This window comes from Streptomyces hawaiiensis (assembly GCF_004803895.1).
GTDB classification, from domain to species: Bacteria; Actinomycetota; Actinomycetes; order Streptomycetales; family Streptomycetaceae; genus Streptomyces; species Streptomyces hawaiiensis.
Window position 1 is genome coordinate 6,516,441 of the sequence record NZ_CP021978.1, and the last position, 24,869, is coordinate 6,541,309.

At 70.9% G+C, this 24,869-nt stretch carries 20 protein-coding genes, 1 pseudogene and 1 riboswitch; of the genes and pseudogenes, 12 read left to right on the forward strand and 9 right to left on the reverse strand.

Going from position 1 to position 24,869, the window contains the following annotated elements; genetic code table 11:
• Nucleotides 1-132: 132 nt before the first annotated feature.
• On the forward strand, nucleotides 133-981 hold the full coding sequence (locus tag CEB94_RS30060; RefSeq protein ID WP_175435158.1) for a S1 family serine peptidase: 849 nt from the start codon (nucleotides 133-135) through the stop codon (nucleotides 979-981).
• A 119-nt stretch (nucleotides 982-1,100) separates the two neighbouring features.
• On the opposite strand, the gene CEB94_RS30065 is transcribed toward CEB94_RS30060, so the two are convergent.
• Entirely contained in the window at nucleotides 1,101-1,331 is a 231-nt protein-coding gene (locus CEB94_RS30065) for a DUF7455 domain-containing protein (protein WP_175435159.1), read from the reverse strand.
• Between the two features lie 442 nt (nucleotides 1,332-1,773).
• On the opposite strand from CEB94_RS30065, the gene CEB94_RS30070 reads away from it, so the two are divergent.
• The 5 genes and pseudogenes from CEB94_RS30070 (at nucleotide 1,774) to CEB94_RS30090 (ending at nucleotide 7,998) form a co-directional block, all read left to right on the forward strand.
• The gene (locus CEB94_RS30070; RefSeq protein WP_175435160.1) at nucleotides 1,774-3,897 is read left to right on the forward strand and encodes a DNA gyrase/topoisomerase IV subunit B; all 2,124 of its coding nucleotides are present in this window, start codon (nucleotides 1,774-1,776) and stop codon (nucleotides 3,895-3,897) included.
• Nucleotides 3,898-4,159: 262 nt separating this feature from the next.
• Nucleotides 4,160-4,684 (forward strand): annotated as a pseudogene (locus tag CEB94_RS30075) (DUF1453 domain-containing protein).
• Nucleotides 4,681-5,796: a sensor histidine kinase gene (locus CEB94_RS30080; RefSeq protein WP_175435161.1), complete on the forward strand. Its 1,116-nt coding sequence runs from the start codon at nucleotides 4,681-4,683 to the stop codon at nucleotides 5,794-5,796. The pseudogene CEB94_RS30075 and the gene CEB94_RS30080 overlap by 4 nt, the downstream one beginning before the upstream one ends.
• A gap of 52 nt (nucleotides 5,797-5,848) precedes the next feature.
• Nucleotides 5,849-6,409, forward strand: coding sequence for a DUF485 domain-containing protein (locus CEB94_RS30085; protein WP_175435162.1), 561 nt, complete (start codon nucleotides 5,849-5,851; stop codon nucleotides 6,407-6,409).
• Nucleotides 6,406-7,998, forward strand: a complete 1,593-nt coding sequence (locus CEB94_RS30090) for a solute symporter family protein (protein WP_175435163.1) — start codon at nucleotides 6,406-6,408, stop codon at nucleotides 7,996-7,998. Before CEB94_RS30085 ends, CEB94_RS30090 begins: the two co-directional genes overlap by 4 nt.
• Before the next feature lie 66 nt (nucleotides 7,999-8,064).
• Here the strand turns inward: CEB94_RS30090 and CEB94_RS30095 are convergent, their stop codons facing one another.
• The 4 genes from CEB94_RS30095 to CEB94_RS30110 form a co-directional block, all read right to left on the reverse strand.
• The gene (locus tag CEB94_RS30095; RefSeq protein WP_175435164.1) at nucleotides 8,065-8,745 is read right to left on the reverse strand and encodes a response regulator; all 681 of its coding nucleotides are present in this window, start codon (nucleotides 8,743-8,745) and stop codon (nucleotides 8,065-8,067) included.
• A complete protein-coding gene (locus tag CEB94_RS30100) occupies nucleotides 8,742-10,418 on the reverse strand; it encodes a sensor histidine kinase (RefSeq protein ID WP_175435165.1) in 1,677 nt (558 codons plus the stop codon). Before CEB94_RS30100 ends, CEB94_RS30095 begins: the two co-directional genes overlap by 4 nt.
• A 122-nt stretch (nucleotides 10,419-10,540) precedes the next feature.
• Nucleotides 10,541-11,554 carry a ferredoxin family protein gene (locus CEB94_RS30105; RefSeq protein ID WP_246111949.1) on the reverse strand — a complete coding sequence of 338 codons (1,014 nt, stop codon included), beginning with the start codon at nucleotides 11,552-11,554 and terminating at the stop codon, nucleotides 10,541-10,543.
• A gap of 53 nt (nucleotides 11,555-11,607) precedes the next feature.
• Complete coding sequence (locus CEB94_RS30110) at nucleotides 11,608-12,867, reverse strand: citrate synthase (RefSeq protein WP_175435166.1); 1,260 nt, start codon at nucleotides 12,865-12,867, stop codon at nucleotides 11,608-11,610.
• A 110-nt stretch (nucleotides 12,868-12,977) separates the two neighbouring features.
• Between CEB94_RS30110 and CEB94_RS30115 the strand changes: the two genes are divergently transcribed.
• Complete coding sequence (locus CEB94_RS30115; RefSeq protein WP_175435167.1) at nucleotides 12,978-14,138, forward strand: citrate synthase; 1,161 nt, start codon at nucleotides 12,978-12,980, stop codon at nucleotides 14,136-14,138.
• Nucleotides 14,139-14,245: 107 nt separating this feature from the next.
• On the opposite strand, the gene CEB94_RS30120 is transcribed toward CEB94_RS30115, so the two are convergent.
• Together CEB94_RS30120 and CEB94_RS30125 are read right to left on the reverse strand one after the other, a co-directional pair.
• Nucleotides 14,246-14,485: a hypothetical protein gene (locus tag CEB94_RS30120; RefSeq protein ID WP_175435168.1), complete on the reverse strand. Its 240-nt coding sequence runs from the start codon at nucleotides 14,483-14,485 to the stop codon at nucleotides 14,246-14,248.
• A 260-nt stretch (nucleotides 14,486-14,745) separates the two neighbouring features.
• Nucleotides 14,746-15,303 (reverse strand): DUF6082 family protein, encoded by a 558-nt coding sequence (locus CEB94_RS30125; RefSeq protein WP_175435169.1) that lies wholly within the window; start codon nucleotides 15,301-15,303, stop codon nucleotides 14,746-14,748.
• 321 nt (nucleotides 15,304-15,624) lie between these two features.
• Here CEB94_RS30125 and CEB94_RS30130 point away from each other — a divergent pair, with 321 nt between their 5' ends.
• The gene (locus tag CEB94_RS30130) at nucleotides 15,625-16,788 is read left to right on the forward strand and encodes a CobW family GTP-binding protein (RefSeq protein WP_175435170.1); all 1,164 of its coding nucleotides are present in this window, start codon (nucleotides 15,625-15,627) and stop codon (nucleotides 16,786-16,788) included.
• On the opposite strand, the gene CEB94_RS30135 is transcribed toward CEB94_RS30130, so the two are convergent.
• On the reverse strand, nucleotides 16,785-19,241 hold the full coding sequence (locus CEB94_RS30135; protein WP_175435171.1) for a DNA gyrase/topoisomerase IV subunit A: 2,457 nt from the start codon (nucleotides 19,239-19,241) through the stop codon (nucleotides 16,785-16,787). The two genes, CEB94_RS30130 and CEB94_RS30135, sit on opposite strands and share 4 nt — an antisense overlap.
• 340 nt (nucleotides 19,242-19,581) lie before the next feature.
• On the opposite strand from CEB94_RS30135, the gene CEB94_RS30140 reads away from it, so the two are divergent.
• From CEB94_RS30140 to CEB94_RS30155, 4 genes are all read left to right on the forward strand, one after another.
• Entirely contained in the window at nucleotides 19,582-20,949 is a 1,368-nt protein-coding gene (locus tag CEB94_RS30140) for a M16 family metallopeptidase (protein ID WP_175437216.1), read from the forward strand.
• Nucleotides 20,946-22,334: a M16 family metallopeptidase gene (locus CEB94_RS30145; protein WP_175435172.1), complete on the forward strand. Its 1,389-nt coding sequence runs from the start codon at nucleotides 20,946-20,948 to the stop codon at nucleotides 22,332-22,334. The genes CEB94_RS30140 and CEB94_RS30145 overlap by 4 nt, the downstream gene beginning before the upstream one ends.
• A 190-nt stretch (nucleotides 22,335-22,524) precedes the next feature.
• A riboswitch (cyclic di-AMP (ydaO/yuaA leader) is annotated at nucleotides 22,525-22,689 on the forward strand.
• Nucleotides 22,690-22,701: 12 nt separating this feature from the next.
• Entirely contained in the window at nucleotides 22,702-23,490 is a 789-nt protein-coding gene (locus CEB94_RS30150) for a M23 family metallopeptidase (RefSeq protein WP_175435173.1), read from the forward strand.
• Between the two features lie 188 nt (nucleotides 23,491-23,678).
• Nucleotides 23,679-24,374, forward strand: a complete 696-nt coding sequence (locus tag CEB94_RS30155; RefSeq protein WP_175435174.1) for a GntR family transcriptional regulator — start codon at nucleotides 23,679-23,681, stop codon at nucleotides 24,372-24,374.
• A gap of 159 nt (nucleotides 24,375-24,533) precedes the next feature.
• On the opposite strand, the gene CEB94_RS30160 is transcribed toward CEB94_RS30155, so the two are convergent.
• The gene (locus tag CEB94_RS30160) at nucleotides 24,534-24,815 is read right to left on the reverse strand and encodes an HPr family phosphocarrier protein (protein WP_033308341.1); all 282 of its coding nucleotides are present in this window, start codon (nucleotides 24,813-24,815) and stop codon (nucleotides 24,534-24,536) included.
• Nucleotides 24,816-24,869: the final 54 nt, after the last annotated feature.

The window sequence follows — 24,869 nt, forward strand, 5'->3', positions numbered from 1 at the left end:
GGTCGTACGACACGGAAGGCCCGGTTCCCCGAGGGGACCGGGCCTTCGCGATGCCGCCTCGTCGAGAGTGCGGGGTTTCACCGCGTGAATCACTCTGGGTGTCCCACGGACACCACCGAGTGAGGAGTGTGTATGTGTCGTCGACTGGCTCGAGCTCTCGTCCTGCCGCTGGTCCTGGCCGCCGCGGTAGCCGCCCTGTCAATGGGCTCCAGCGCCCCTGCGGCCGCCGACGGCGTGGTCATAGGCGGCTTTCCCGTCGAGGCCTCCCAGAGCCCGTGGACGGTGGCCCTGTCCAGTCGTGACCGGTTCGGGGGTACGCGCGCGGGTCAGTTCTGTGGCGGTGTGGCGGTCGGCCGCACCACCGTGCTCACCGCGGCCCACTGTCTGGACGAGGACGTCCTGGGCGGGCCGCCGGAGCGCGTACGGGACCTCAAGGTCATAGCCGGACGCACGGACCTGCTCTCGGGCCGCGGCGGCCAGGAGGTGGCCGTGCGCCGCACGTGGGTGAACCCGGCCTATGACGGTGTGAGCAATGCCGGGGATTTCGCCGTGCTCACTCTGGCCGAACCGCTCCACGGCGACTCGGTCATCACCATGGCGGCCGAGGGTGACCCCGCGTACGCGGCGGGTGGGACCGCGACGGTCTACGGATGGGGCGACACCTCGGGTGCCGGTGAGTACCCGGACAGTCTGCGGGCGGCGCACGTGCGTGTGCTCCCCGATGCGCTGTGCGAGAAGGTGTATCCGGGCGGTACGGACGGCACCTACGACGCCACGAGCATGCTGTGCGCGGGGGAGGCCGAGGGGGGCCGGGACGCCTGCCAGGGCGACAGCGGGGGGCCGCTGGTGGCCCAGGGGCGGTTGATCGGGCTCGTGTCCTGGGGGATCGGCTGTGGCCGGGCCGGTAACCCCGGGGTGTACGTGCGGGTGTCCGGCATCATGCGGACGCTCGGCTGGACACGGGCGCCAGAAGGCCTCTGAGGCGGTCTGGCGGAGCCTGGACGGGGTTGTGGCACGAGGACGGGCGGCTGCCTCTGTGGGAGAGGCAGCCGCCCGTCCTCCGGCCTGTGCCGGGCTGGCTCGTCGTCGGACGCGAGGTGTCAGCGCTCTTCTTCGGAGGCGTTCTCGGGAGCGGACGTGAGCCGCTCCGTCTCGTCCTGTATCTCAGCGGCGATCTTCTTGAGTTCCGGCTCGAACTTGCGCCCGTGGTGGGCGCAGAAGAGCAGCTCTCCGCCGCTGAGCAGGACGACGCGCAGGTACGCCTGGGCGCCGCAGCGGTCGCAGCGATCAGCGGCCGTCAACTGGCTCGCAGGGGTCAGAACAGTAGTCACGTCGCCTCTTCTCTAGCTCGACGAGCTGTCGTACCAGGGTCAACATCCAACCAGCCCCAAAACGTTCCCGCTCGTGGCTTTTCCTCGAAAGAATCTTTGCGAGGCGGCTGTCTGCTGCCGGTTGGCGGCGAATGTGCCGTATTGCGTGTCTATGTGTCTTACGGGGCTTCGCGTTGTATCGGTGGTCGGTCCTCCCGGCTGGGTTGCCGGTTGTTCATGAGGACGTGCCCGGAGCCTAAATGGTTCATGCCTGGAAGGGAACGTGATGTGTACTTCACTCAATCGAGGGATCGAACACGTATGCGAGTCTGGACTAGTGTGAGTTTCCGACGAGGGTGGCGTTACAACGGCTCTACCAGGCCTCGGTACCCTCTCACCGGTGACTGAAGCCGCGCCCTTACCCATGAGGGCCCCATCTGAAATTCAGCGAGGAGCGAACCGCGTGACCGCCGAGACGTCCGTGCCGTCCACAGCTCTGCTGGCAGGAGCAGACCGGGACGGGTCCAACTACACCGCGCGGCACCTGCTCGTCCTCGAGGGGCTCGAGGCCGTGCGCAAACGCCCGGGTATGTACATCGGGTCGACCGACAGCCGTGGCTTGGTGCACTGCGTCTGGGAGATCATCGACAACTCGGTCGACGAGGCCCTGGGCGGGTACTGCGACCACATCGAGGTGATCCTCCAGGACGACGGCTCGGTCGAGGTCCGGGACAACGGCCGGGGCATCCCGATCGACGTCGAGCCCAAGACCGGCCTCTCCGGTGTCGAGGTCGTCATGACCAAGCTGCACGCCGGCGGCAAGTTCGGGGGCGGCTCCTATGCCGCCTCCGGCGGCCTGCACGGCGTGGGCGCCTCCGTGGTGAACGCCCTGTCCGCCCGACTGGACGTCGAGGTGGACCGCAGCGGCCACACCCACGCGATCAGCTTCCGGCGCGGTGTCCCCGGCGCCTTCGCCGGGAACGGCGCGGAGGCCAAGTTCGAGGCCAAGAGCGGCCTGCGCAAAACCAAGAAGATCCCGAAGACCCGCACCGGCACGCGCGTGCGATACTGGGCCGACCGCCAGATCTTCCTCAAGGACGCCAAGCTCAACCTGGAGACGCTGCACCAGCGCGCCCGCCAGACCGCATTCCTGGTGCCCGGCCTGACCATCGTCGTGCGCGACGAGTACGGGCTCGGCGAGGGCGGCAGCAAGGGTGAGGAGTCCTTCCGCTTCGACGGCGGAATCAGCGAGTTCTGCGAGTACCTGGCGAACGACAAGCCGGTCTGCGACGTCCTCCGTTTCTCCGGGCAGGGCATCTTCAAGGAGACCGTCCCCGTCCTGGACGACCACGGCCAGATGACGCCCACCGAAGTCACCCGCGAGCTCGGCGTCGACGTCGCACTGCGCTGGGGGACGGGCTACGACACGACGCTTCGGTCGTTCGTCAACATCATCGCCACGCCCAAGGGCGGCACCCACGTCGCCGGCTTCGAGCAGGCCGTCGCCAAGACGATGAACGAGGTGCTGCGCACCAAGAAGCTCCTGCGCGTCGCCGAGGACGACATCGTCAAGGACGACGCCCTGGAGGGCCTGACCGCGGTCGTCACCGTGCGCCTCGCCGAGCCCCAGTTCGAAGGCCAGACCAAGGAGGTACTCGGGACCTCGGCGGCTCGCCGCATCGTGAACAACGTGGTCACGAAGGAACTCAAGGCGTTCCTGACGTCCACGAAGCGGGACGCCGCCCAGCAGGCCCGTGTCGTGCTGGAGAAGGCCGTCGCCGCGGCGCGTACGCGCATCGCCGCTCGGCAGCACAAGGACGCGCAGCGCCGCAAGACGGCCCTGGAGTCCTCCTCGCTGCCCGCCAAGCTGGCCGACTGCCGCAGCGACGACGTCGACCGCAGCGAGTTGTTCATCGTCGAGGGCGACTCCGCGCTCGGCACGGCGAAGCTCGCCCGGAACTCCGAATTCCAGGCGCTGCTGCCGATCCGCGGCAAGATCCTCAACGTTCAGAAGTCGTCTGTGACGGACATGCTGAAGAACGCCGAGTGCGGCGCGATCATCCAGGTCATAGGAGCCGGCTCGGGCCGGACCTTCGACATCGACACCGCCCGCTACGGCAAGATCATCATGATGACCGACGCCGATGTCGACGGTTCACACATCCGCACCCTGCTGCTGACGCTGTTCCACCGCTACATGCGGCCCATGGTCGAGGCCGGCCGGGTCTTCGCGGCGGTGCCGCCGCTGCACCGCATCGAGATCGTCCAGCCGAAGAAGGGGCAGGACAAGTACGTCTACACCTACTCGGACCGCGAACTGCGCGACACACTCATGGAGTTCCAGAGCAAGGGCATCCGCTACAAGGACTCCATCCAGCGCTACAAGGGCCTCGGCGAGATGGACGCCGACCAGCTGGCCGAGACGACGATGGACCCGCGCCACCGCACCCTGCGCCGGATCAACCTCTCCGACCTGGAGGCCGCCGAGCAGGTCTTCGACCTGCTGATGGGCAACGACGTGGCGCCGCGCAAGGAGTTCATCTCCAACTCCGCTGCGACGCTGGACCGGTCGCGGATCGACGCGTAGCCGCTGCGCCGGGCTGTTGCCGACTGCGGCCGGGTGGGTTCGGCGACCCGCTCGGTGCTGCGGCGGTCCGGCATGCACGGCGCCGGGCTGCCGTCCCGGCCGTGCCGAGAGGTCTCTCCACCCCCGGGTGGAGAGACGAACGGCCGGGAATCCACCCGTGATCCACCCAGGCTCCGATCCCGTGGCCTGGCGAATTCCGTAGCGTCGAAGGCGTCGGCGGCAGTCGCTGCCGGTATCTCCTTTCTCGCTCACGGAGGCTGTGATGTCCGGGCTCGTCGACGCGTTGGTGATCGTGGCCGTTGCCGTCGTGGTGATAGCCCGGCAGTTCCGTGCGTGAAGGATCGGCGGTGAGCGCCGCTGGTGGCTGCTGCCCGTGATCCTGGTGCTCGTCGCGCTGCGCGAGCCCGGCATGCTCGACGCCCACCACCACACGGCCTCGGCGCTCCTGCTCGGCGCCGAGCTGCTCGTCGGCCTGGCCACCGGAGTCGGCTGGGCCTGGACCACCCGCGTCTGGGCGGAACCGGACGGCACCGTCTGGAGCAGGAGCAGCACGGCGAGCGGCGCCGTCTGGGCCGTCGGCATCGGTCTGCGCGTCGGCCTCTTCGCGCTCGGCACAGTGGCAGGCGTTCACCAGGACAGCTCCGCCCTGCTGCTGGGGCTCGCCGGCACCCTCCTCGTCCGGTCCGGAATGCTGGCCTGGCGCGGACAGTCCCTGCGCCCTGCCGTGCCGTTGAGCGGGGCGTGCGGTGACGGCACGACCCGGCCCGTGGGGAGGGAGCGCGTGTGAAGGAGAACGCCTGGACACGCTGGCCGTCCCGGGAAGCGCTCAGCCGAGAGGGACGCTCGATCTCCCGGTGCGTGCTGGCCTGGTCGGTGCGGGGCCTGGTCCTTGGCATGCTGTTGTGGGGCGCCTTCGTCGACAGCCATGGGCTCGGCTGGAAGACGACGGCCGGTGTCGCGGGCGTGCTTCTCGCCGCGCTTCTCGCCAGAGAGTTCTTCCGCACCACGCTCCAGCACCGGCTGTGGCCGTCGCTGGCGTCGTTCGCGCTGCTTCAGGGCATCGTCGTCGCGGCCCATGTGTCGGGGTTCTCGGTGGCGGCCCTGGTGATGTGGTGCGGGTGTGCTGTCGCGGCACTGGAGCGGCTGCCCCCGACAGCCGCCTTCATCGCAGCGGGTGTGGCCTTCGGTTCGTACGGGTCCGTCCTCGACGCCGACCTGCTGACGGCCCTCGTCAACGGAGTCGGCCTCGGCCTTGCCGGATACACCCTGCGCCTCGATGCCGAGGCCCGTGGCAGCGCCCAGCGGCTGCTCGCCCAGGAGCGGGCCGCGCGTGCGGCGGAGGCGGAGACGGCGGCGCTGGCAGAGCGGGCCCGCGCAGCGCGTGAGATCCACGACGTGCTGGCCCACAGCCTCTCGGCCCAGCTCGTGCACCTGGAGGCGGCCCGGCTGCTGATCGAGCGGGGAGGGGAACGGGAGCAGATCCACGGACGCGTGGTGGCAGCGCGGGAGATGGCGCGGGGCGGCCTCGCCGAGACCCGGCAGGCGCTCTCCGCCCTGCGCGGGGAGCTGACGCCGCTGGAGGATTTCCTGAGCGGGCTGGTGGGCACGGTAGGGGGCGCCGAGATCACCATCACGGGTGAACGGAGGGCGCTGCCCGCCGAGGCTTCCCAGGCCGTGCGCAGAGCGGCTCAGGAGGCTCTGACGAACGTCCGCAAGCATGCACCAGGCGCCAAGGTCCGCATCAGGCTCGACTACCGTCCGGACGAAGTGACCCTGGACGTGCGGGACTCTGGCGGCTCGCCGGGCGAACTGACCGGGACGGGTGCCGGGTACGGTCTGCTGGGCATGCGGGAGCGTGCCGAGCTGCTGGGCGGTTCCGCTAGTCACCTGATGGGGTGAAGAGCGAGGGGAAGAAGAGTCGGGGATCTTCCCGTTCTGTCCATCCTTGGGCATGCAGCCAAGCAAGGGCCGTCCCCGTGGCGGCGGGGCCGGCCAGGAGAACCGGGTCGGGCCTCTCGACGGTCATGACCCGGTCCCGGCCGAGGAGGCCGGACAGCTCAGGTACGACGATCCTTGGTACGACGCCCTCGCATCCGGCTGGGGCGAGTCGGCCGCCGACGGGGCTCAGGGCCCACCGATGGTCCCGTCGGCACGGACGGAGGACGGGACGGGGGCCGCGGCGGCCGACGTGTACCTGGAAGTGCAGCGCAGCGCGGCCTTTCAGGAGGTGAGGAGGCGATACCGGAGGTTCGTGGTGCCGGCGTTCGCCGCCTTCTTCGCCTGGTACGTGGGCTACGTCGTGGCTGCCACGACCGCGCCGGAGCTGATGGCGCGGCCCGTGGCGGGAGCGGTGAACGTCGCGATGGTGGCAGGTCTCGGGCAGTTCCTGTCCACGTTCCTGCTCACCTGGGCGTACGCACGGCACGCACGGCTGCGCAGGGACCGAGCCGCGCTCGAACTGCGGTGGGACACACAGGAACTGACGCGTGGCGTGAGCGGTGGTACGTCGTGACGGGGGAACACCAGACGCTGGCGCTGCTGCTCTTCAGCGCGTTCGTCGCGGTCACGCTGGGGATCACCACATGGGTCGGCCGCAACCGGCGTGGCTCGGCGGAGGAGTTCTACGCGGGCGGGCGGCTCTTCTCACCCATGGAGAATGGTTTTGCCATCGCGGGTGACTACATGTCGGCCGCCTCCTTCCTGGGCGTCACCGGGCTCATCGCGCTGTTCGGCTACGACGGGCTGCTGTACGTCGTCGGGTTCCTCGTGGCGTGGCTGGTGGTGCTGTTCCTGGTCGCCGAACTGGTTCGCAACTGCGGCCGGTTCACGCTCGCCGACGTCGTGGCGGCCCGGATGAGGGAACGGCCGGTACGGATCGCGGCGGGAACCTCCTCGGTCACGGTGTCTGTTCTGTACCTGGTGGCACAGATGGTCGGCGCGGGCAGCCTGGTGGCGCTGCTGCTCGGGGGCACGAGCGACGCCGCGCGGGCCTGGACCGTCATCGGCGTGGGCGCACTCATGGTGGTCTATGTGTCGTTGGGAGGGATGCGCGCGACCACGTGGATCCAGATCGTCAAGGCCGTTCTGCTTCTCGGCGGCACCATCGCGCTGACGGTGCTCGTCCTGATGCGCTTTCACGGCGACCTGAACCGGCTGCTGCTCACGGCGGCCGAGCGCAGCGGGCACGGGGAGGCGTTTCTGGCGCCGGGGCTGAAGTACGGCGGGGACTGGACCGCCCGCTTCGACTTCATCAGTCTGGGGCTGGCTCTGGTGCTGGGCACGGCGGGGCTGCCGCACATCCTGTCGCGCTTCTACACCGTGCCCACCGCGCGCGCCGCCCGCCGCTCGGTCGTCTGGGCCGTCGGGCTCATCGGTGGCTTCTACCTCATGACGATCGTGCTCGGATTCGGTGCGGCCGCCGTCCTGGGCCCGGAGGCGGTGCGCGGGTCGAACGCGGCGGGGAACACGGCGGTTCCGCTGCTGGCGCTCGATCTGGGCGGTGGGGCGGGATCCACCGGCGGGACGGTCCTCTTCGCGATCGTCGCCGCGGTCGCCTTCGCCACGATCCTCGCCGTGGTCGCCGGCATCACGCTCGCGTCCTCGGCGTCCGTGGCCCACGACCTGTACGCGTCTGTGCGGCGCCGGGGCAGGAGGCCGCGCAGCGAGGTGGCGGTGGCCCGTGTCGCGGCCGTCGGCGTCGGCGTGGTGGCGATCGCCCTCGGTCTGCTGGCGCGGGACCTCAACGTGGCGTTCCTGGTGGGCCTGGCCTTCGCCGTCGCCGCGTCGGCGAACCTGCCGGTGCTGCTCTACTCCCTGTTCTGGCGCGGCTTCACCACTCGGGGCGCCGTGTGGGCCGTCTACGGCGGCCTGGCCCCGGCCGTGGTGCTCGTGGTGCTGTCACCGGTCGTCTCGGGCAGCCCGGACTCGCTGTTCCCGGGCATCGACTTCCAGTACTTCCCCCTGCAGAACCCGGGTCTGGTCTCGATCCCTCTGGGCTTCCTCGCGGGTTGGCTGGGCACGCTCACCTCGACGGAGGTCCCTGACGAGGCCAAGCACGCGGAGACCGAGGTGCGGTCGCTGACCGGGGCGGGAGCGGCGTAGGGCTGCTGCCTTCGTTGCCGTGGCAGTCATCACCGAGTTCGCGCGGAAGCACGGCAGGCGGACGTCCTAGCCGCGGGTCGCCCACACGTAACGGTGTTCCGGGCGGCCCGCGTCGCCGTACTTGAGGGTCAGTCTTGCCCGTCCCGTGCGCTCCAGGAGCTTCAGATAGCGCTGGGCGGTCTGGCGGCTCACCCCGGTGCGCTCGGCGATCTCCTGGGCGGACAGGGGCCCGTCCGCGTGCATCAGGGACTGGCGGACCAGCTCCGCGGTGGTGGGGGAGTGCCCTTTGGGCAGGTCGGGCTCGGACGGCGCCGACAGGGCCCCGAAGATGCGGTCCACCTCGGCCTGTTCCGCCTCTCCGCCACCGTCCAGGGTGCGGCGCAGCTCCGCGTAGGCCTCCAGCTTGGCGCGCAGGCCGGCGAAGGCGAACGGTTTGACCAGGTACTGCAGCGCGCCGTGCCGCATCGCCGCCTGCACGGTGGAGACGTCCCGGGCCGCCGTCACCATGATCACGTCGGTCTGGTCACCGCGCCGCCGCATCTCCTGGACGACCGCGAGCCCCGTCGCGTCCGGGAGGTAGTGGTCCAGGAGCACGAGGTCCAGCCGGGGCAGCGTCTCCAGTCGGTGCAGCGCCTCCGTGGCGCTGTGGGCCTCTCCGGCGACATGGAAGCCCGGCACCTTCTCGACGTAGGCGGCGTTGACCCGCGCGACCCTCATGTCGTCGTCCACGACCAGGACCTCGATCATCTCGACTCCTCCTCGACGGTCTGCGGAGCTGACGGCACGGTCAGTGCGGCCGGTTGGGGATCCGGCTCGGCCAGCGCCTCGGGCAGGACGACGGTGAACTCCGCGCCCCCGCCGTGCGCCTCGCCGACGGTCGCGCTGCCACCCTGCCGCTCCGCCAGCCTGCGCACCAGGGAAAGTCCGATACCCCGCTCGCGGTGAGCCGGCGGCTTCTTCGTAGACCATCCCGTCGTGAAGATCAACTCCCTGTGCTGCGGCGGGATCCCCGGCCCGGTGTCGCGCACCCTGAGGATCGCCGTACGCCCCTTGGCGCGCAGTTCGACCTCCACGCGCGCGTGCGGCTTGCCGGCGACGGCGTCGAGGGCGTTGTCCACCAGGTTCCCCACGACGGTGACGAGCCCCTGCGGGTCGACCAGCCGGTCGGGCAGCCGGGTCCGGTCCGACACCCACAGGACGACGCCCCGCTCGGCCGCGACGGTCGCCTTGCCGACCAGGAGGGCGGCGAGCAGCGGGTCCTCGATCCGCTCGGTGACCTGTTCCGCGGTGGCCCGGTGATCGCCGACCACCTCGCCGACGAACTCGACGGCGTCGTCGTACATCTCCAGTTCGAGCAGTCCCAGAAGCGTGTGCATCCGGTTGGCGTGCTCGTGGTCCTGGGCGCGCAGGGCGTCGATCAGACCGTGGGTGGAGTCCAGTTCGCGGCCCAGCTGCTCCAGCTCGGTGCGGTCGCGCAGGGTGGCCACGGCACCGCCGTCGTCTGTGGGCATACGGTTGGCGACCAGTACCCGCTGGCCGCGCACGGTGAGCAGATCCGTGCCGGTGACGCGTCCGGCGAGAACATCGGCCGTACGGCCCGCGCCGAGCGCCTCGTCGGGCGTACGGCCTACCACCGTTTCCCTCAGGCCCAGCAGGCGCTGTGCTTCGTCGTTCACGAGGCGGATGCGGCCGGTGCGGTCCAGGGCGACGACGCCCTCCCGGATGCCGTGCAGCATCGCCTCGCGTTCCGACAGAAGCGCCGCGATGTCCGAGAAGGCCAGGTCCCTCGTCTGCCGATGGACCCGCCGGGAGATGAGCCACGCGGCCAGCGCGCCCACGGCCAGGGCACCGCCGGCGTACGCGAGCAGCCCCGGGATCGCGTGGATCAGGCGGGCACGGACGCTGTCGTAGGCGATGCCGACCGAGACGGCGCCGACGACGGTGCCGTCGCTGTCGCGCAGCGGCACCTTGCCCCGGGCGGAGCGGCCCAGGGTGCCGCTGTCGATCTCCATGATCTCCTTGCCGGCCAAGGCCTGGCCGGGGTCGGTCGAGACGATGCCGCCGATCTGCTTCGGGTCCGTGTGCGACCAGCGCACGCCCCGCCAGTCCATCACCACGATGTACTCGGCCTGGGTGGCCTTCCGGATCCGCTCCGCCTCTTTCTGCACCGGACCGTTCGGCGATGGAGGCGTGTCCCTCACCTCTGCCGCGAGCCCGGGCTGCTGCGCGGTCGTCTGCGCGATCGCGAGCGCGCGGCGCATCGCCTGGTCGTCCAGCTGGTTGCTGAGGGGCGCGAGGAACAATCCGGTCGCGAGCACCGCGACTCCTGCGGCGATCGCCACCTGCATCAGCAGGACCTGCGAGAACACCCGCCGGGGCAGGCCGAGGCGCAGGCGGCGTGCGGGGGGAGTGGGGCTCATACCCAAGACCGTACGTGCGGCCGGCCACCTGCCCTAGACGGGTGTGGCGTGGATCTCCAGATCAATGTGTGCGGAGGCAGTGTCAGTGCATGAAAGGCGGCATCCATGCTTGACGGGCGGCATCAATGGTTGACGCGACGTGTCCGTGCTGGACGGGCCGCCACAGACCGAACGCGAGCCGGACGGTCAGCCGGCCAGGTCGGCGCCGTCGACGGCCTCACCTCGCGCACCGCCACCACGTCCGTCCGCGCGGGTGAGCCGAGGACGGACGCCCCGCAGCTCTCCGGGCGGGGCGGCAGGGCCGCGCCCTGGGCCACGTCGACCTGCCAGCGGCGTCCGTCGGTGTGGACGACGGTCACCTCCCAGCGCGGGGCCGCGCCGGACGTGCGGACGACACTCAGCGCCTGGGCGTCGTATTCGCCGGTCCTGGTGCGCACGGCGAGCTCGGCGGCCTGGCCCGGCCGTTCCCAGGCCGAGCTGCCCCGGCACCCCTCCACGACGATCCGCCCCTCCCGGGCGCCCTGCAGGACCTCTTTGAGGGAGTGAGCCTCGGCCCGGCCGTACGCGTATCCGTACGGCAGCACGAGCACCGTGGGGGAGAAGCGGTGACCACCCAGATGGGTGACCTCCCAGACGCCCTCGACCCCGGACGTCGCCAGCTCGGCCGCGAGGGGCCGGCCCAGGAGCGCGCAGCAGCGGTCGCGCTTGCCGTTGGTGCAGACAAGGGCGAGCGGGTCGCCGTCGTGAGGCCGGCCGCCGAGCAGCGCGTCGAAGGCGCGGTGGTCGCCCCGGCCCAGTGCGGCGAAGTCGAGAGCGAGCAGCTGCCCGGGGTCCGAGGTCGAGGCGCTGTGCAGCCACACGTTTCCCGGGACGACGTGCGCCGCGTACACCCGGCGTGCTGCGGGCATGCGGCGGTCCGCGTGGCGCCCGGGGCGGCGGATGAGCGCGATGCGTACGCCCGTGTCCTTCGCGGCCGCCTCCAGGGCACGCCCCAGGGCGGGGTCCAGGTGGCTCGAAGTGAGCGCCTTGGCACCCCACGGACCGGGCTGTTCCAGCAACAGCCAGGTCGTCGCGGTGGCCGCGGTTCCCGAAACGGGTTCGTCGAAGTCCCGGGAGACGCTTGAGCACGTACTCACAGAGGTGAGCCTAACCTGACTTCGGCCGCGGTGACCTTCGGCCCCGTCCTGCGCTACTCCGGCAGGGGCTGCGGAGGCTTCGGACCCGCGTAGAGACCGCTCGGGCGCATCCGCAGCGGGCGTTCGCCGTACTCCTCGAGCGCGTGGGCGATCCAGCCCGCCGTCCGGGCCACGGCGAAGATCGTCTCGCCCGCGGTCGGTGCCATGCCGCAGGAAGCGGTGAGCACGGCCAGGGCCAGGTCCACGTTGGCGTGCAGAGGGGCGTGGCGGGCGGTGGTCTCGACGATGTCGCGGGCCGCGAGGAGAGCGGGCTCAGCGCGCGGGATCTGCTCCAGGAGCGCGAACAGGGCACGCGCGCGTGGGTCCTCGCCGGGGTAGAGCCGGTGTCCCAGGCCCGGGATGCGGCGGCCGGCGCGCAGTTCGTCCGTGATCACGGGTGCCGCGTCGCCCTGGTCGAGCACGTCCTGCAGCAGCCGGTGGGCGAGCCCGCTGGCCGCGCCGTGCAGCGGGCCCTCGATCACGCCCAACCCGGCGGAGACCGCCGCGTAGGCATGGGCACGGGCCGACGCGGCGACGCGCACCGCGAGGGTGGAGGCGGCCAGGTCGTGGTCGACGAGGAGGGCGAGGGCGGTGTCCAGGGCGCGCAGGGACGCCTCGTCGGGGTCCTTGTGCACCGACAGCCGGGACCACAGGCGGTGGGCCAGGGGGCCCTCGTCTCGGCGCTGGTGGCCCGCCGGAGGCAGAGCGGCCACGAGGGTGGGGATGAGAGTGCGCGCGGTGCCGAGCACGGCGTCCTCGGACAGGTCGAACCGCAGCGGGTCGGCGGTGGCGGCGGCGATCGTCGCGACCCTCAACAGGTCGGTCGGAGCCGCGTGTTCGGGCAGTGCGTCGACGGCACGGCGGGCGACGGCGACGGAAGCGGCGGGCGCGGTGAACGTGCTGCCCGGGAGCATCCGGCCCGTCCACAGCCACTCGGCGACCTCCTCGTAGGTGTGGCCGGCGGCCAGGTCGACCGCGTCGACACCGCGGAAGAAGTAGCGGTCGCTCTCGATGAGCGTGATGCGGGTGCGGACGGACAGCTCGCCGCCGGAGCCGGAAGTGCCCGCGCCCTCCCGCCTGTTGCGCCGGGCGAGGGCCTGCACCTCCCCGGCGTCGAAGGTGCTGCCCCGGCGGCCGCTCACCCGCCGACTGCTGAGCTGGCCCCGACTCACGTACGCGTACACGGTCTCCGGCTTCACGCCGAGCAGCTCGGCCGCTTCCTTGGTGCTCAGCCGCCGTTCCGTGTCCGGGGGAGCGGGTTCTTGATCGCGCATGGGGGTCACCGTATCCGTCTAGCGGACCATTGACTGATGTATTGATTCAATCAATATTGACACGACTTCAGTCAATCATGGACAGTCGAATCAAGTCCAGGGAGGAAGTCATGTCCGTCAACAGGTCAGCAGTCACTCTTGTCGAAGCGCCCCGGGGGCTCGCCGGCGTCGTCGTCACCGACACCCGGATCGGTGACGTCCGCGGTCTGGAGGGCTTCTACCACTATCGGCAGTACTCGGCCGTCGACCTCGCGCGGACCCGCGGCTTCGAGGACGTCTGGCATCTGCTGGTGCGCGGTGAACTGCCGGATGCCGAGCAGAGCGCGGCCTTCGCCGCCGAGACCGCCGCACTGCGGAGGCTGCCCGACGAGGTGCGAGCGGCGCTGCCGGCCATCGCTGCGGCCGGCGGGCACTCCGGGCCGCTCGCCGGGATGCGTACCGCGCTGTCCCTCCTGGGCGCGGCCAAGGGGTTCCGCCCCGTGTACGACATCGACGCCGACCGGCGCCGGCAGGACACGATCGAGGCGGCCGCGGCCGTACCCACGCTGCTCACCGCCCTGCACCGGCTTGGGCGGGGGCTCGAACCGGTGGAGCCGCGCGAGGATCTGACCTATGCGGCGAACTACCTGTACATGTTGACCGATTCGGTGCCGGCCGAGCAGCACGCACGAGCCATCGAGCAATACCTGATCTCAACCATTGATCACGGATTCAATGCATCAACCTTCACAGCCCGGGTCATCGCGTCGACGGGCGCGGATGTGGCGGCATGCCTCGCCGGGGCCGTGGCGGCGCTGTCGGGCCCGTTGCACGGGGGTGCGCCCAGCCGGGCGCTGGACACCCTGGACGCGATCGGCACCCCGGACCGCATCGGCCCCTGGGTGCGTCAGCGGGTGCTCGCCGGTGAGCGCATCATGGGGTTCGGGCACGCGATCTACCGCACGGAGGACCCGCGATCCCGGATGCTGCGAGAGGTCGCCCAGGGGTTCGGCGGTCCGCGAGTGGACTTCGCCGTCGAGGTCGAACGGCGCATCGAGGAGATCCTGGCGGAGCTGAAGCCCGGCCGGGAGCTCCACACCAACGTCGAGTACTACGCGGGCGTGGTCATGGAACTCTGCGGCCTGCCCCGCGAGATGTTCACCCCGACCTTCGCCGCCGCTCGGGCGGTGGGCTGGAGTGCCAACATCCTGGAGCAGGCGGAGGACCCGAAGATCATCAGGCCGGTGGCACGGTACGTGGGGCCGGAGGCGCCGGCGCCTGTGCCCGCCTGAGCGAACGCGTCGCGGGAGTGTGCCGGCGGCGGCGAGCCGGCGTTACGGTGGCCCGGCACCGGAAGGTGCCGGGCCACCGCTGTCCGGCCGATGAGTGGCCGACGGGGTCAGGCGTCAGGAATGTCGTTCTTGGCGTCGATGAGTGTCCTGCGGGAGACCACGACGATGCGCTCGTAGTCCGCCCTGGACGCGTCGGCGGGGAGCTTCCCGTCGAGTTCTTCGGTGAGGTCCGTGCCGATCACAGCGAACCTGCCGTCGGACAGCTCGAAGATATCGGGGCAATTGGCACCAGTCGCACTGCCCCGGGCGCTGGGAGGGGTGCCAATCCGACGGATGATGTGGCTCACTGTTCTGGCGTTCCTTGATCTCGAGGCGTGGTGCGCACTCGCCTGCGGTGCGATGCGGCCCTGTGGGGCCGCGGCCTCGACAACCGGGCGGCGTGGAGCGGCGGTTCGGCGGTGGTCGACCCGGTTCGCGGGATGCGCAGTAGTCAACCTTGTTGGCATCTGGGGAAACGCGCCGGTTTACGGGTTCGTTACCGCCCAGCCGTGTGATGCGTTCCGGAGAGTGATCCGCGGGGTGCGGCGCTTACGGCCGAGGTGTGGAGCTACTCGCCCGGCGGATCCCCGACCACCCACCACTCGTCGATGTCCGCCTCCTCCAGCTGCGCCAGAAGGTCGTCGACCATGCGCCCCAGTCCGGCCTCGTCGGAGCTGTCGACGAGGGTCGCCCGGTGCGGGCGGGTGGCGTACCAGTACTCCCTGAAGAGAGGGTTCTGCAGCATGCTCCGGGCGAAGCCGAAGAACTCCTCTCTGGTCACGTTGCCCATGCGGTAGTAGCACAGGGCATTGGTGTAGAGGGCGTTGGCGAAGAGGAACTGGCGCTGCTTCCTGGGGGAGACGGTCCCGTCGTAGGCGTCGAGCACCTCGGCCAGTTCCGGATCGTCCATCGCCTTGCTCAGCAACTCCCAGTGCAGACGCTGCTGGTGCGCGAAGTTGGTCCGGCGCTGCGACTGCGCGCTCTCCTCCAGGTGCTCGATCCGGGCACGCAGTGCGTGGAACGCGGGCCACTGCAGGGCCAGGGCGACGGCGGCACCCGCCGCCAGGCCCATCCCTGCCGAGGCGGTGGCCCTCAGCCCTCGGAAACCGTATTTCTGTGTGGTCATGTCAACCCCCGGTTCAGGCGGCCGTCCGCCGGTCGTCGGGGTGCGGGTCGACTGGAGGGGACCGGCGAGCGGTGGGCGGCGCTTGCCGTCTCCCAGAGTGCCGAGCGGCTCTGATCGGCGGGGAGGCGGAGAGGAGGCGCACGGAGGGAAGCGAGGGTCGCACAAACCGGCGCCATGCCCAACGTCTGCCCCGCGAGTGCTGCTAACAATCGTTCACTTCGGCGTGGATCCCACGGCTCGTATCCTGTGGCGGCATCCCCATTTACCCTGTGTGCCGGGAACGCGAGCCGGTGCACGCGTCGGCGCGAGAGAGGTCGCACGGTGAGCCAGTCGAGCCCGAAACCGCAGCAGATCCCGGTCGTCGTCCTGGCCGGATTCCTCGGCTCGGGAAAGACCACCCTGCTCAACCACCTCCTGCACCGCAGCGGCGGCAGCCGTATCGGCGCGATCGTCAACGACTTCGGGGCGATCGAGATCGACGCGATGGCCGTGGCGGGAGCGCTCGGCGACTCGACGGTCTCCCTCGGCAACGGCTGTCTGTGCTGTGCCGTCGACGCGAGCGAACTGGACCAGTACCTGGAGCGGCTCGCGGAGCCCTCCCTCGGCATCGACGTCATCGTCATCGAGGCCAGCGGTCTCGCCGAGCCGCAGGAACTCGTGCGGATGCTGCTCGCCAGCGAGCATCCCGGGGTCGTGTACGGCGGGCTCGTCGAGGTCGTCGACGCCGCCGAGTTCGACGACACCCGGGCCAGGCACCCCGAGATCGACCGGCACCTCGCCCTGGCCGACCTCGTCGTGGTCAACAAGCTCGACCGGGCGGCGGACGGCGAACGTGTCCTCCGGCTGGTCCGGTCCCTCGTCGACGGCGCTGCCGTCGTCCCGGCCACCTACGGCCGGATCGACCCCGAGTTCCTCTTCGACTGCCGGCCCAGCGAGGAGCGCATCGGGCAGCTCTCCTTCGACGACCTGCACACAGCCGACCCGCACACAGCCGACCCGCGCGAAGACAACCCGCGCGAAGACAACCCGCACGAGGACGCCCCCCACGACCACGACCCGCACGACGGCGACCCGCACCAGCACGGCACGGACGACCACGCCGGCCACCTGCACGCCGCCTACGACAGCCTGTCGTTCGTCTCCCGGGAACCCCTCCACCCGCGCCGCCTGATGACGTTCCTCGACAGCCGGCCCGAGGGGCTGTACCGGATCAAGGGCTACGTCGACTTCGGGCCGTACGACGTCCGCAACCGCTATGCCGTCCATGCCGTCGGGCGGTTCCTGCGCTTCTACCCGGAGCCCTGGCCCGGCGGCGGTGAACGCCTCACCCAGCTGGTCCTCATCGGCTCCGGAATCGACGCCCCTGCCCTCGACAAGGAGCTGGAGGCGTGCAGGAGCGAGGCCCCACACGCCGACGAGCACGGCATGTGGGGCGTCCTGCGGTACGTACGCGATCCCGCGGAGGACCTCGCGGACCCGACCTAGACCGGCCCGGCCACCACCGCCACCGTCTTCGCCAGGGACACACCCGAACCGTCGCGGCGCGGGTCGATGTCCGGGAGGTCGGCCGGGGTGCCGTTCTTCTGGGCCGCCAGGGCCGGGACGGGACCCGCCCAGGCCAGGGACAGACAGTCCTCGCCCTTCAGGAACCGCTGGCAGCGGACGCCGCCGGTGGCGCGGCCCTTGCGCGGGTACTGGTCGAACGGGGTCAGTTTGGCCGTCGTCTGGACGGAGTCGTCCAGCGTGCCCCGCGAGCCCGCGACGGTGAAGACGACGGCGTCCACGGCCGGGTCCACCGCGGTGAAGCAGATGACCTTCGCGCCCTCGGTGAGCTTGATGCCGGCCACACCGCCGGCCGGGCGGCCCTGCGGGCGGACCTGGGACGCCTGGAAGCGCAGCAGCTGCGCGTCGTCGGTGACGAAGACCAGGTCCTCCTCGCCCGTGCGCAGCTCGACCGCGCCGACGATCCGGTCGCCCTCCTTGAGGGTGATCACCTCGAGCTCTTCCTTGTTGGCCGGATAGTCCGGCACCACGCGCTTGACGATGCCCTGTGCCGTGCCGAGCGCCAGGCCCGGCGACGACTCGTCGAGCGTGGTCAGGCAGACCACCGTCTCGTCGTCCTCCAGGGAGACGAACTCCGCGAGCGGCGCGCCCCCCGCGAGGTTCGGCGCCGCCGGCGTCTCCGGGAGCTGGGGCAGGTCGATCACGTTCAGCCGCAGCAGCCGGCCCGCGGAGGTGACCGCGCCCACCTCGCCGCGGGCGGTGGCCGGCACCGCCGAGACGATCACGTCGTGCTTCACGCGCTTGGCACCGGCATCCTCCGCGAACGGCTCGCCGTTGGCCGTACGGGCCAGCAGACCCGTGGAGGACAGCAGCACCCGGCACGGGTCGTCGGCCACCTGGAGCGGCACGGTCGCGACCGGGGCACCGCCCGACTCCAGCAGGACCGTACGCCGGTCGGTGCCGAACTTCTTGGCGACCGTGGCCAGTTCGGAGGAGACCAGCTTGCGCAGCTCGGTGTCCGAGTCGAGGATCCGCGTCAGCTCCTCGATCTCCGCGTTGAGCCGGTCCTTCTCGGACTCCAGCTCGATGCGGTCGAACTTGGTCAGACGGCGCAGCGGCGTGTCGAGGATGTACTGCGTCTGCACCTCGCTGAGCGAGAACTGCTCCATCAGACGCTGCTTGGCCTGCGCGGAGTTCTCGCTGGAGCGGATCAGGCGGATGACCTCGTCGATGTCCAGCAGGGCCGTCAGCAGGCCCTCGACCAGGTGCAGCCGGTCGCGCTTCTTGCTGCGGCGGAACTCCGAGCGCCGCCGTACGACGTTGAAGCGATGGTCGAGGTAGACCTCCAAGAGCTCCTTCAGGCCCAGTGTGAGCGGCTGGCCGTCGACCAGGGCCACGTTGTTGATGCCGAAGGACTCCTCCATCGGCGTCAGCTTGTACAGCTGCTCCAGGACCGCCTCCGGCACGAAGCCGTTCTTGATCTCGATGACCAGGCGCAGGCCGTGCGCGCGGTCGGTGAGGTCCTTGACGTCGGCGATGCCCTGGATCTTCTTCGAGCCGACCAGGTCCTTGATCTTGGCGATGACCTTCTCGGGGCCGACCGTGAAGGGCAGCTCCGTGACGACGAGACCCTTGCGGCGGGCCGTCACGGGCTCCACCGACACCGTCGCCCGGATCTTGAACGTGCCGCGGCCGGACTCGTAGGCGTCCCGGATGCCGGACAGGCCGACGATCCGGCCGCCGGTGGGCAGGTCGGGGCCCGGGACGTGCTTCATCAGCGCGTCGAGATCCGCGTTCGGGAACCTGATCAGGTGGCGGGCTGCGGCGATGACCTCGCGCAGGTTGTGCGGCGCCATGTTCGTGGCCATGCCGACCGCGATGCCCGAGGCACCGTTGACCAGGAGGTTCGGGAAGGCGGCCGGCAGGGCCACCGGCTCCTGCTCCTGGCCGTCGTAGTTGGGGTTGAAGTCGACGGTGTCCTCGTCGATCGACTCCGTCATCAGGCTCGTCGCCTCGGCCATCCGGCACTCGGTGTACCGCATGGCGGCCGGCGGGTCGTCGTTGCCCAGCGAACCGAAGTTGCCGTGGCCGTCGACCAGGGGGACCCGCATCGAGAAGGGCTGGGCCATGCGAACGAGGGCGTCGTAGATCGACGCGTCGCCGTGCGGGTGGAGCTTGCCCATCACCTCGCCGACGACGCGGGCGCACTTGACGTATCCGCGCTCGGGGCGCAGGCCCATCTCGCTCATCTGGTAGACGATGCGGCGGTGCACCGGCTTGAGGCCGTCGCGTGCGTCCGGCAGGGCGCGGGAGTAGATGACCGAGTACGCGTACTCGAGGAAGGAGCCCTGCATCTCGTCGACGACGTCGATGTCGAGGATCCGCTCCTCGTACGAGTCGTCGGGCGGCGGGGTCTTCGTGCTGCGGCGGGCCATCGCTGCCGGCTCCTCCTGTTACTGGTCGCTCGCCTACGGGGCGTCCATGCCGCTGACGGGACGCCGAACGTGCTCAGCCCTTCGGGCCTGCGCGCGCTCGCCCTCTCGTCACCGACCGCCCCTGCGGCTCGCTCATGCTGCTGCGATCCGGATCTGACGCCGACCATTGTGGACCGCCGCACTGACAAGCGGCACCAGGACCCGGTGCGGAGTGCCTCTGGTGCTGTCGGACCCAGGTCGCCGCCGGGAACTTCACCAGGGCTTCGCACGCTTGCATACAGTGGCAGGACCGGCAGGAATCCGCGGTCTGAACAACCGCTTCGCGATCGAAGGGACGTACATGCCCATGGGTCACACGGCCACAGCCCAGGCAGGCTCCGGGGGCCTGACAGCGACCGAGCACCGTCTGGCCAACGGCCTGCGCGTGGTGCTCTCCGAGGACCACCTGACCCCGGTCGCGGCGGTGTGCCTCTGGTACGACGTCGGCTCACGCCACGAAGTCAAGGGGCGCACCGGCCTGGCTCACCTTTTCGAGCACTTGATGTTCCAGGGATCCGCCCAGGTCAAGGGCAACGGCCACTTCGAGTTCGTCCAGGGCGCGGGCGGCTCGCTGAACGGCACGACCAGCTTCGAGCGGACCAACTACTTCGAGACCATGCCCGCCCACCAGCTGGAGCTCGCCCTCTGGCTGGAGGCAGACCGCATGGGCTCGCTGCTGACCGCGCTCGACGACGAGTCGATGGAGAACCAGCGCGATGTCGTCAAGAACGAGCGCCGCCAGCGCTACGACAACGTGCCCTACGGCACCGCCTTCGAGAAGCTGACCGCCCTCGCCTACCCCGAGGGCCACCCCTACCACCACACCCCGATCGGCTCGATGGCCGACCTGGACGCGGCGACCCTGGAGGACGCCCGCGCGTTCTTCCGCACCTACTACGCGCCGAACAACGCCGTGCTCTCCGTGGTCGGCGACATCGACCCGGAGCAGACCCTGGCCTGGGTCGAGAAGTACTTCGGCTCCATCCCCGGTCACGATGGCAAGCCCGCCCCGCGCGACGGCTCGCTGCCGGAGACCATCGGCGAGCAGCTGCGCGAGGTCGTCGAGGAGGAGGTCCCGGCGCGCGCCCTGATGGCCGCCTACCGGCTGCCGCACGACGGCACGCGCGCGTGTGACGCGGCCGACCTGGCCCTCACCGTCCTCGGCGGCGGCGAGTCCTCCCGCCTCTACAACCGCCTCGTACGGCGTGACCGTACGGCCGTGGCGGCCGGCTTCGGCCTGCTGCGGCTCGCCGGGGCGCCCTCCCTGGGGTGGCTGGACGTGAAGACCTCCGGTGACGTGGAGGTTCCGGTCATCGAGACCGCCATCGACGAGGAGCTCGCCCGGTTCGCCGAGGAGGGCCCCACGGCCGAGGAGATGGAGCGCGCCCAGGCCCAGCTGGAGCGCGAGTGGCTGGACCGGCTCGGCACGGTCGCGGGCCGCGCCGACGAACTGTGCCGGTACGCCGTGCTGTTCGGCGACCCGCAGCTCGCCCTGACCGCCGTCCAGCGTGTGCTGGAGATCACGGCGGAGGAGGTCCAGGAGGTCGCCAAGGCCCGCCTGCGGCCCGACAACCGGGCGGTGCTCGTCTACGAGCCCGTCGCCGACGAGGTCGCCACCGAGGACATCGCAGCCGCGGCCACCGACGAGAACGAGGAGGCGGCCAAGTGACCGAGCTCGCCACGATGGACTTCCACTCCCGGCCGCAGGCGGGCGACGCCCGGCCGTGGGCCTTCCCGGCCCCCGAGCGCGGCACGCTCGACAACGGCCTGACGGTGCTTCGCTGTCACCGCCCCGGCCAGCAGGTCGTCGCCGTGGAGGTGCTGCTGGACGCCCCCCTGGACGCCGAGCCGGCCGGCCTCGACGGTGTGGCCACGATCATGGCCCGGGCCTTCTCCGAGGGCACCGACAAGCACTCCGCCGAGGAGTTCGCCGCCGAGCTGGAGCGCGCGGGCGCCACCCTCGACGCGCACGCCGACCACCCCGGCGTCCGGATCAGCCTGGAGGTGCCGGTCTCGCGGCTCCCCAAGGGGCTGAACCTGATCGCCGACGCCCTGAGGGCGCCCGCGTTCGCCGACAGCGAGGTCGAGCGGCTGGTGAACAACCGCCTCGACGAGATCCCGCACGAGCTGGCCAATCCCTCCCGCCGCGCCGCCAAGGAGCTCTCCAAGGAGCTGTTCCCGACGGGCTCGCGCATGTCGCGGCCCCGGCAGGGCACCGAGGAGACGGTCGCCACGATCGACTCCGCGGCCGTACGCGGCTTCTACGAGAAACACGTCCGCCCCGCCACGGCCACCGCCGTGGTCGTCGGCGACCTCACCGGCATCGACCTCGACGCCCTGCTCGGGGACACTCTGGGTGCCTGGACGGGCTCCTCGGCCGAGCCGCGCCCCGTGCCGCCGGTGACCGCCGACGACACCGGCCGGGTCGTCATCGTGGACCGCCCCGGCGCCGTCCAGACGCAGCTGCTGATCGGCCGGGTCGGCCCGGACCGGCACGACCGCGTGTGGCCCGCGCAGGTGCTCGGCACGTACTGCCTCGGCGGCACCCTCACCTCCCGCCTGGACCGGGTCCTGCGCGAGGAGAAGGGCTACACCTACGGCGTACGGGCGTTCGGCCAGGTCCTCAGGTCCACCCCGGACGGCACGGGTGCCGCGATGCTCGCCATCAGCGGTTCCGTCGACACGCCCAACACCGGCCCCGCCCTGCAGGACCTCTGGACGGTGCTGCGCACCCTCGCCGCCGAGGGGCTGACCGACGCGGAGCGGGACGTGGCCGTGCAGAACCTGGTCGGCGTGGCGCCGCTGAAGTACGAGACGGCGGCGGCCGTCGCGAGCACGCTGGCCGACCAGGTCGAGCAGCACCTGCCCGACGACTACCAGGCCACGCTGTACCGGCAGCTCGCCGCGACCGGCACCGTGGAGGCCACCGCGGCGGCCGTGAGCGCCTTCCCGGTGAACCGTCTGGTGACCGTCCTCGTCGGTGACGCGGCGCAGATCAAGGCACCTGTCGAGGCCCTGGGTATCGGCGAAGTCACCGTCGTCGCCGCCGAGTAGCGGCACGCGCGCAGGGGCCCTGGTTGCCTTCCAAGGCACCAGGGCTCCTTTATGCCCGAATTGGTACGGAGGTTGCCTGTCTGCCCTGTGGGATGCGCTACAAAAGCCGGGATTCGTTTGGGAATTGAAAGTGGCGCCGCTTAGCTTCGTCCGGGCTGTTCGTCAGGCAGTGCGCCGCATCCGCGGCACCGGACAGTCATCGCCGAGTCCCCGTACGGCGCGAGCCAGGGGAGCCGGGGACCCATCGCAGTCCCTGGGGTGAATCGGACGCCCGCGCGAGCCGCGAGGGAGTCCGTAGGAGACCTTCCTGCTCCGAACCCGTCAGCTAACCCGGTAGGCGAGAGGGAAGGAAAGGACCAGCCACTACATGGCGTTCACTCGCGCCACCGGGAAGCACCGTCGTCCCAGCAGGATCCAGCGCGGCACCGCCCGCGCGGCGGGCGTCGCGGCCCTCGCCACCACCGGCGTGATCGGCACCGTGGCCGCCCCCGCGGCCTTCGCCGCAGAGCCCAGCGCCGAGCAGACCGGCCTCACCCCGGTCGTCACCATGGGCGACACCGTGGCCCAGCAGATCGACGCCCAGGCCGTCGCGCAGCAGCAGGCCGCCGACGAGGCCGCCGCCAAGCAGAAGGCCGAGGAGGCCGCCCGCAAGCGGGCCGCCGAGGTGGCCGAGAAGGCCAAGGAGGCGGCCGAGAAGGCCCGTGAGGCCAAGGAGCGTGCCGCCCGCGAGGCCGAGCGCAAGCGCCTCAACACCTTCGTGTCCCCGATCTCCGGCTCGTACGTCTCCACCGGCTACCAGGCCAGCAGCGGCCTGTGGTCCTCCGGGAGCCACACCGGTGTCGACTTCCACGCCGCCACCGGCACCTCCGTCCACGCGGTCGGCGCGGGCACCGTCGTCGAGGCCGGCTGGGGCGGCTCCTACGGCAACCAGATCGTGATCAAGATGAACGACGGGACGTACACCCAGTACGGCCACCTGTCCTCCATCGGCGTCTCGGTGGGCCAGCAGGTGGCCCCCGGCCAGCAGATCGGCCTGTCCGGCGCGACCGGCAACGTCACCGGCCCGCACCTGCACTTCGAGGCCCGTACGAGCTCCGAGTACGGTTCGGACATCGACCCGGTCGCCTACCTGCGCTCGCACGGCGTCAACGTCTGACCGGAACCTCTCCGCTGTCCCCGAAGCCCCGGCTCCCCGAGCCGGGGCTTTCGGCGTTTAGGGCGGCAGGCTGTCCAAAAAATATCCATGGATTCCCGCCTGCCGTCGGAAATTCCGGCTCATTGCAATAGAGTCACGGAACACGCGCCGCTCGTCGGCGTTTCACGGGGATTAAGCGGAGGTCGGTCATGCGTATTCCCGCGCACTCGGTGTGCACGGCCATCCGGGACGACATCGTCGCGGGTGTGCACCCGCACGGCAGCCGGCTCACCGAGGAAGTCCTCGCGCGCCGCTACGGCGTCTCGCGGGTCCCTGTCCGGGAGGCCCTGCGCACGCTGGAGGCCGAGGGCTTCGTGGTGACCCGGCGGCACGCGGGCGCGTGCGTGGCCGAACCCACCGAGCAGGAGGCCGCCGACCTGCTGGAGATGCGCATGCTGCTGGAGCCGCTCGGAGCGGCCCGCGCCGCCCAGCGCCGCACCGAGTCGCATCTGAAGGTGCTGCGCGGCCTGGTCCGGCTGGGCCAGGAGCGGGCCCGCCGGGGAAGCAGTGAGGACCTGCGCTCTCTCGGCGGCTGGTTCCACGAGACGCTCGCCCAGGCCTCCGGCAGCCCCCCGCTGACGTCGGTGCTCACCCAGCTTCGTCACAAGATCGCGTGGATGTACGCCGTGGACGCACCGGTCAGTCCGGTGGAGTCCTGGACGGAGCACGGCGCGATCGTGGACGCGGTGGCGCGCGGGGACGGCGAGCGCGCGCGGGCGGTCACGGCGCTGCACACCGAGCGCGCGACGGGCGCGCACCGCCTGCGTCTCGGCTCCCCCGGCGAGCGCGCCGACCGTGTGAGGAACTCGCAACATCCCGTAAACACGGCGGGCCTGCGGCATTAACACGGCAGCCGTATACAAAGAGAGCGGCTAATTCCCGGGGCCCTATTTCCGCTGCCCGGAATCGGTGAATTCCCGACCGTGCCGACCGGGAATGGCGAAGGGCCCGCCCGGTGAATTCGGACGAGCCCTTCGCTGTGCGCCGGTCGGGCGCTCGGGAAATCAGACGGTCTCGGGCAGTTCCTCGAGACCCTCGGAGACCAGCTTCGCCAGCCGGTCCAGGGCGGCGTCCGCGCCCTCGGCGTCGGAGGCGAGGACGATCTCCTCGCCACCCTGCGCGCCGAGGCCCAGGACGGCCAGCATCGAGGCCGCGTTGACGGGCTTGCCGTCTGCCTTGGCGATCGTCACCGGGACGCCTGCGGCCGTGGCGGCTCGGACGAAGATGGAGGCGGGGCGGGCGTGGAGACCCTCGGCCCAGCCGACGTTGACGCGGCGCTCAGCCATGTGTTGCTGCCCTTCGGTGTTCAGGGTTGTCTAGACCAGTTTCCCATATCGTGA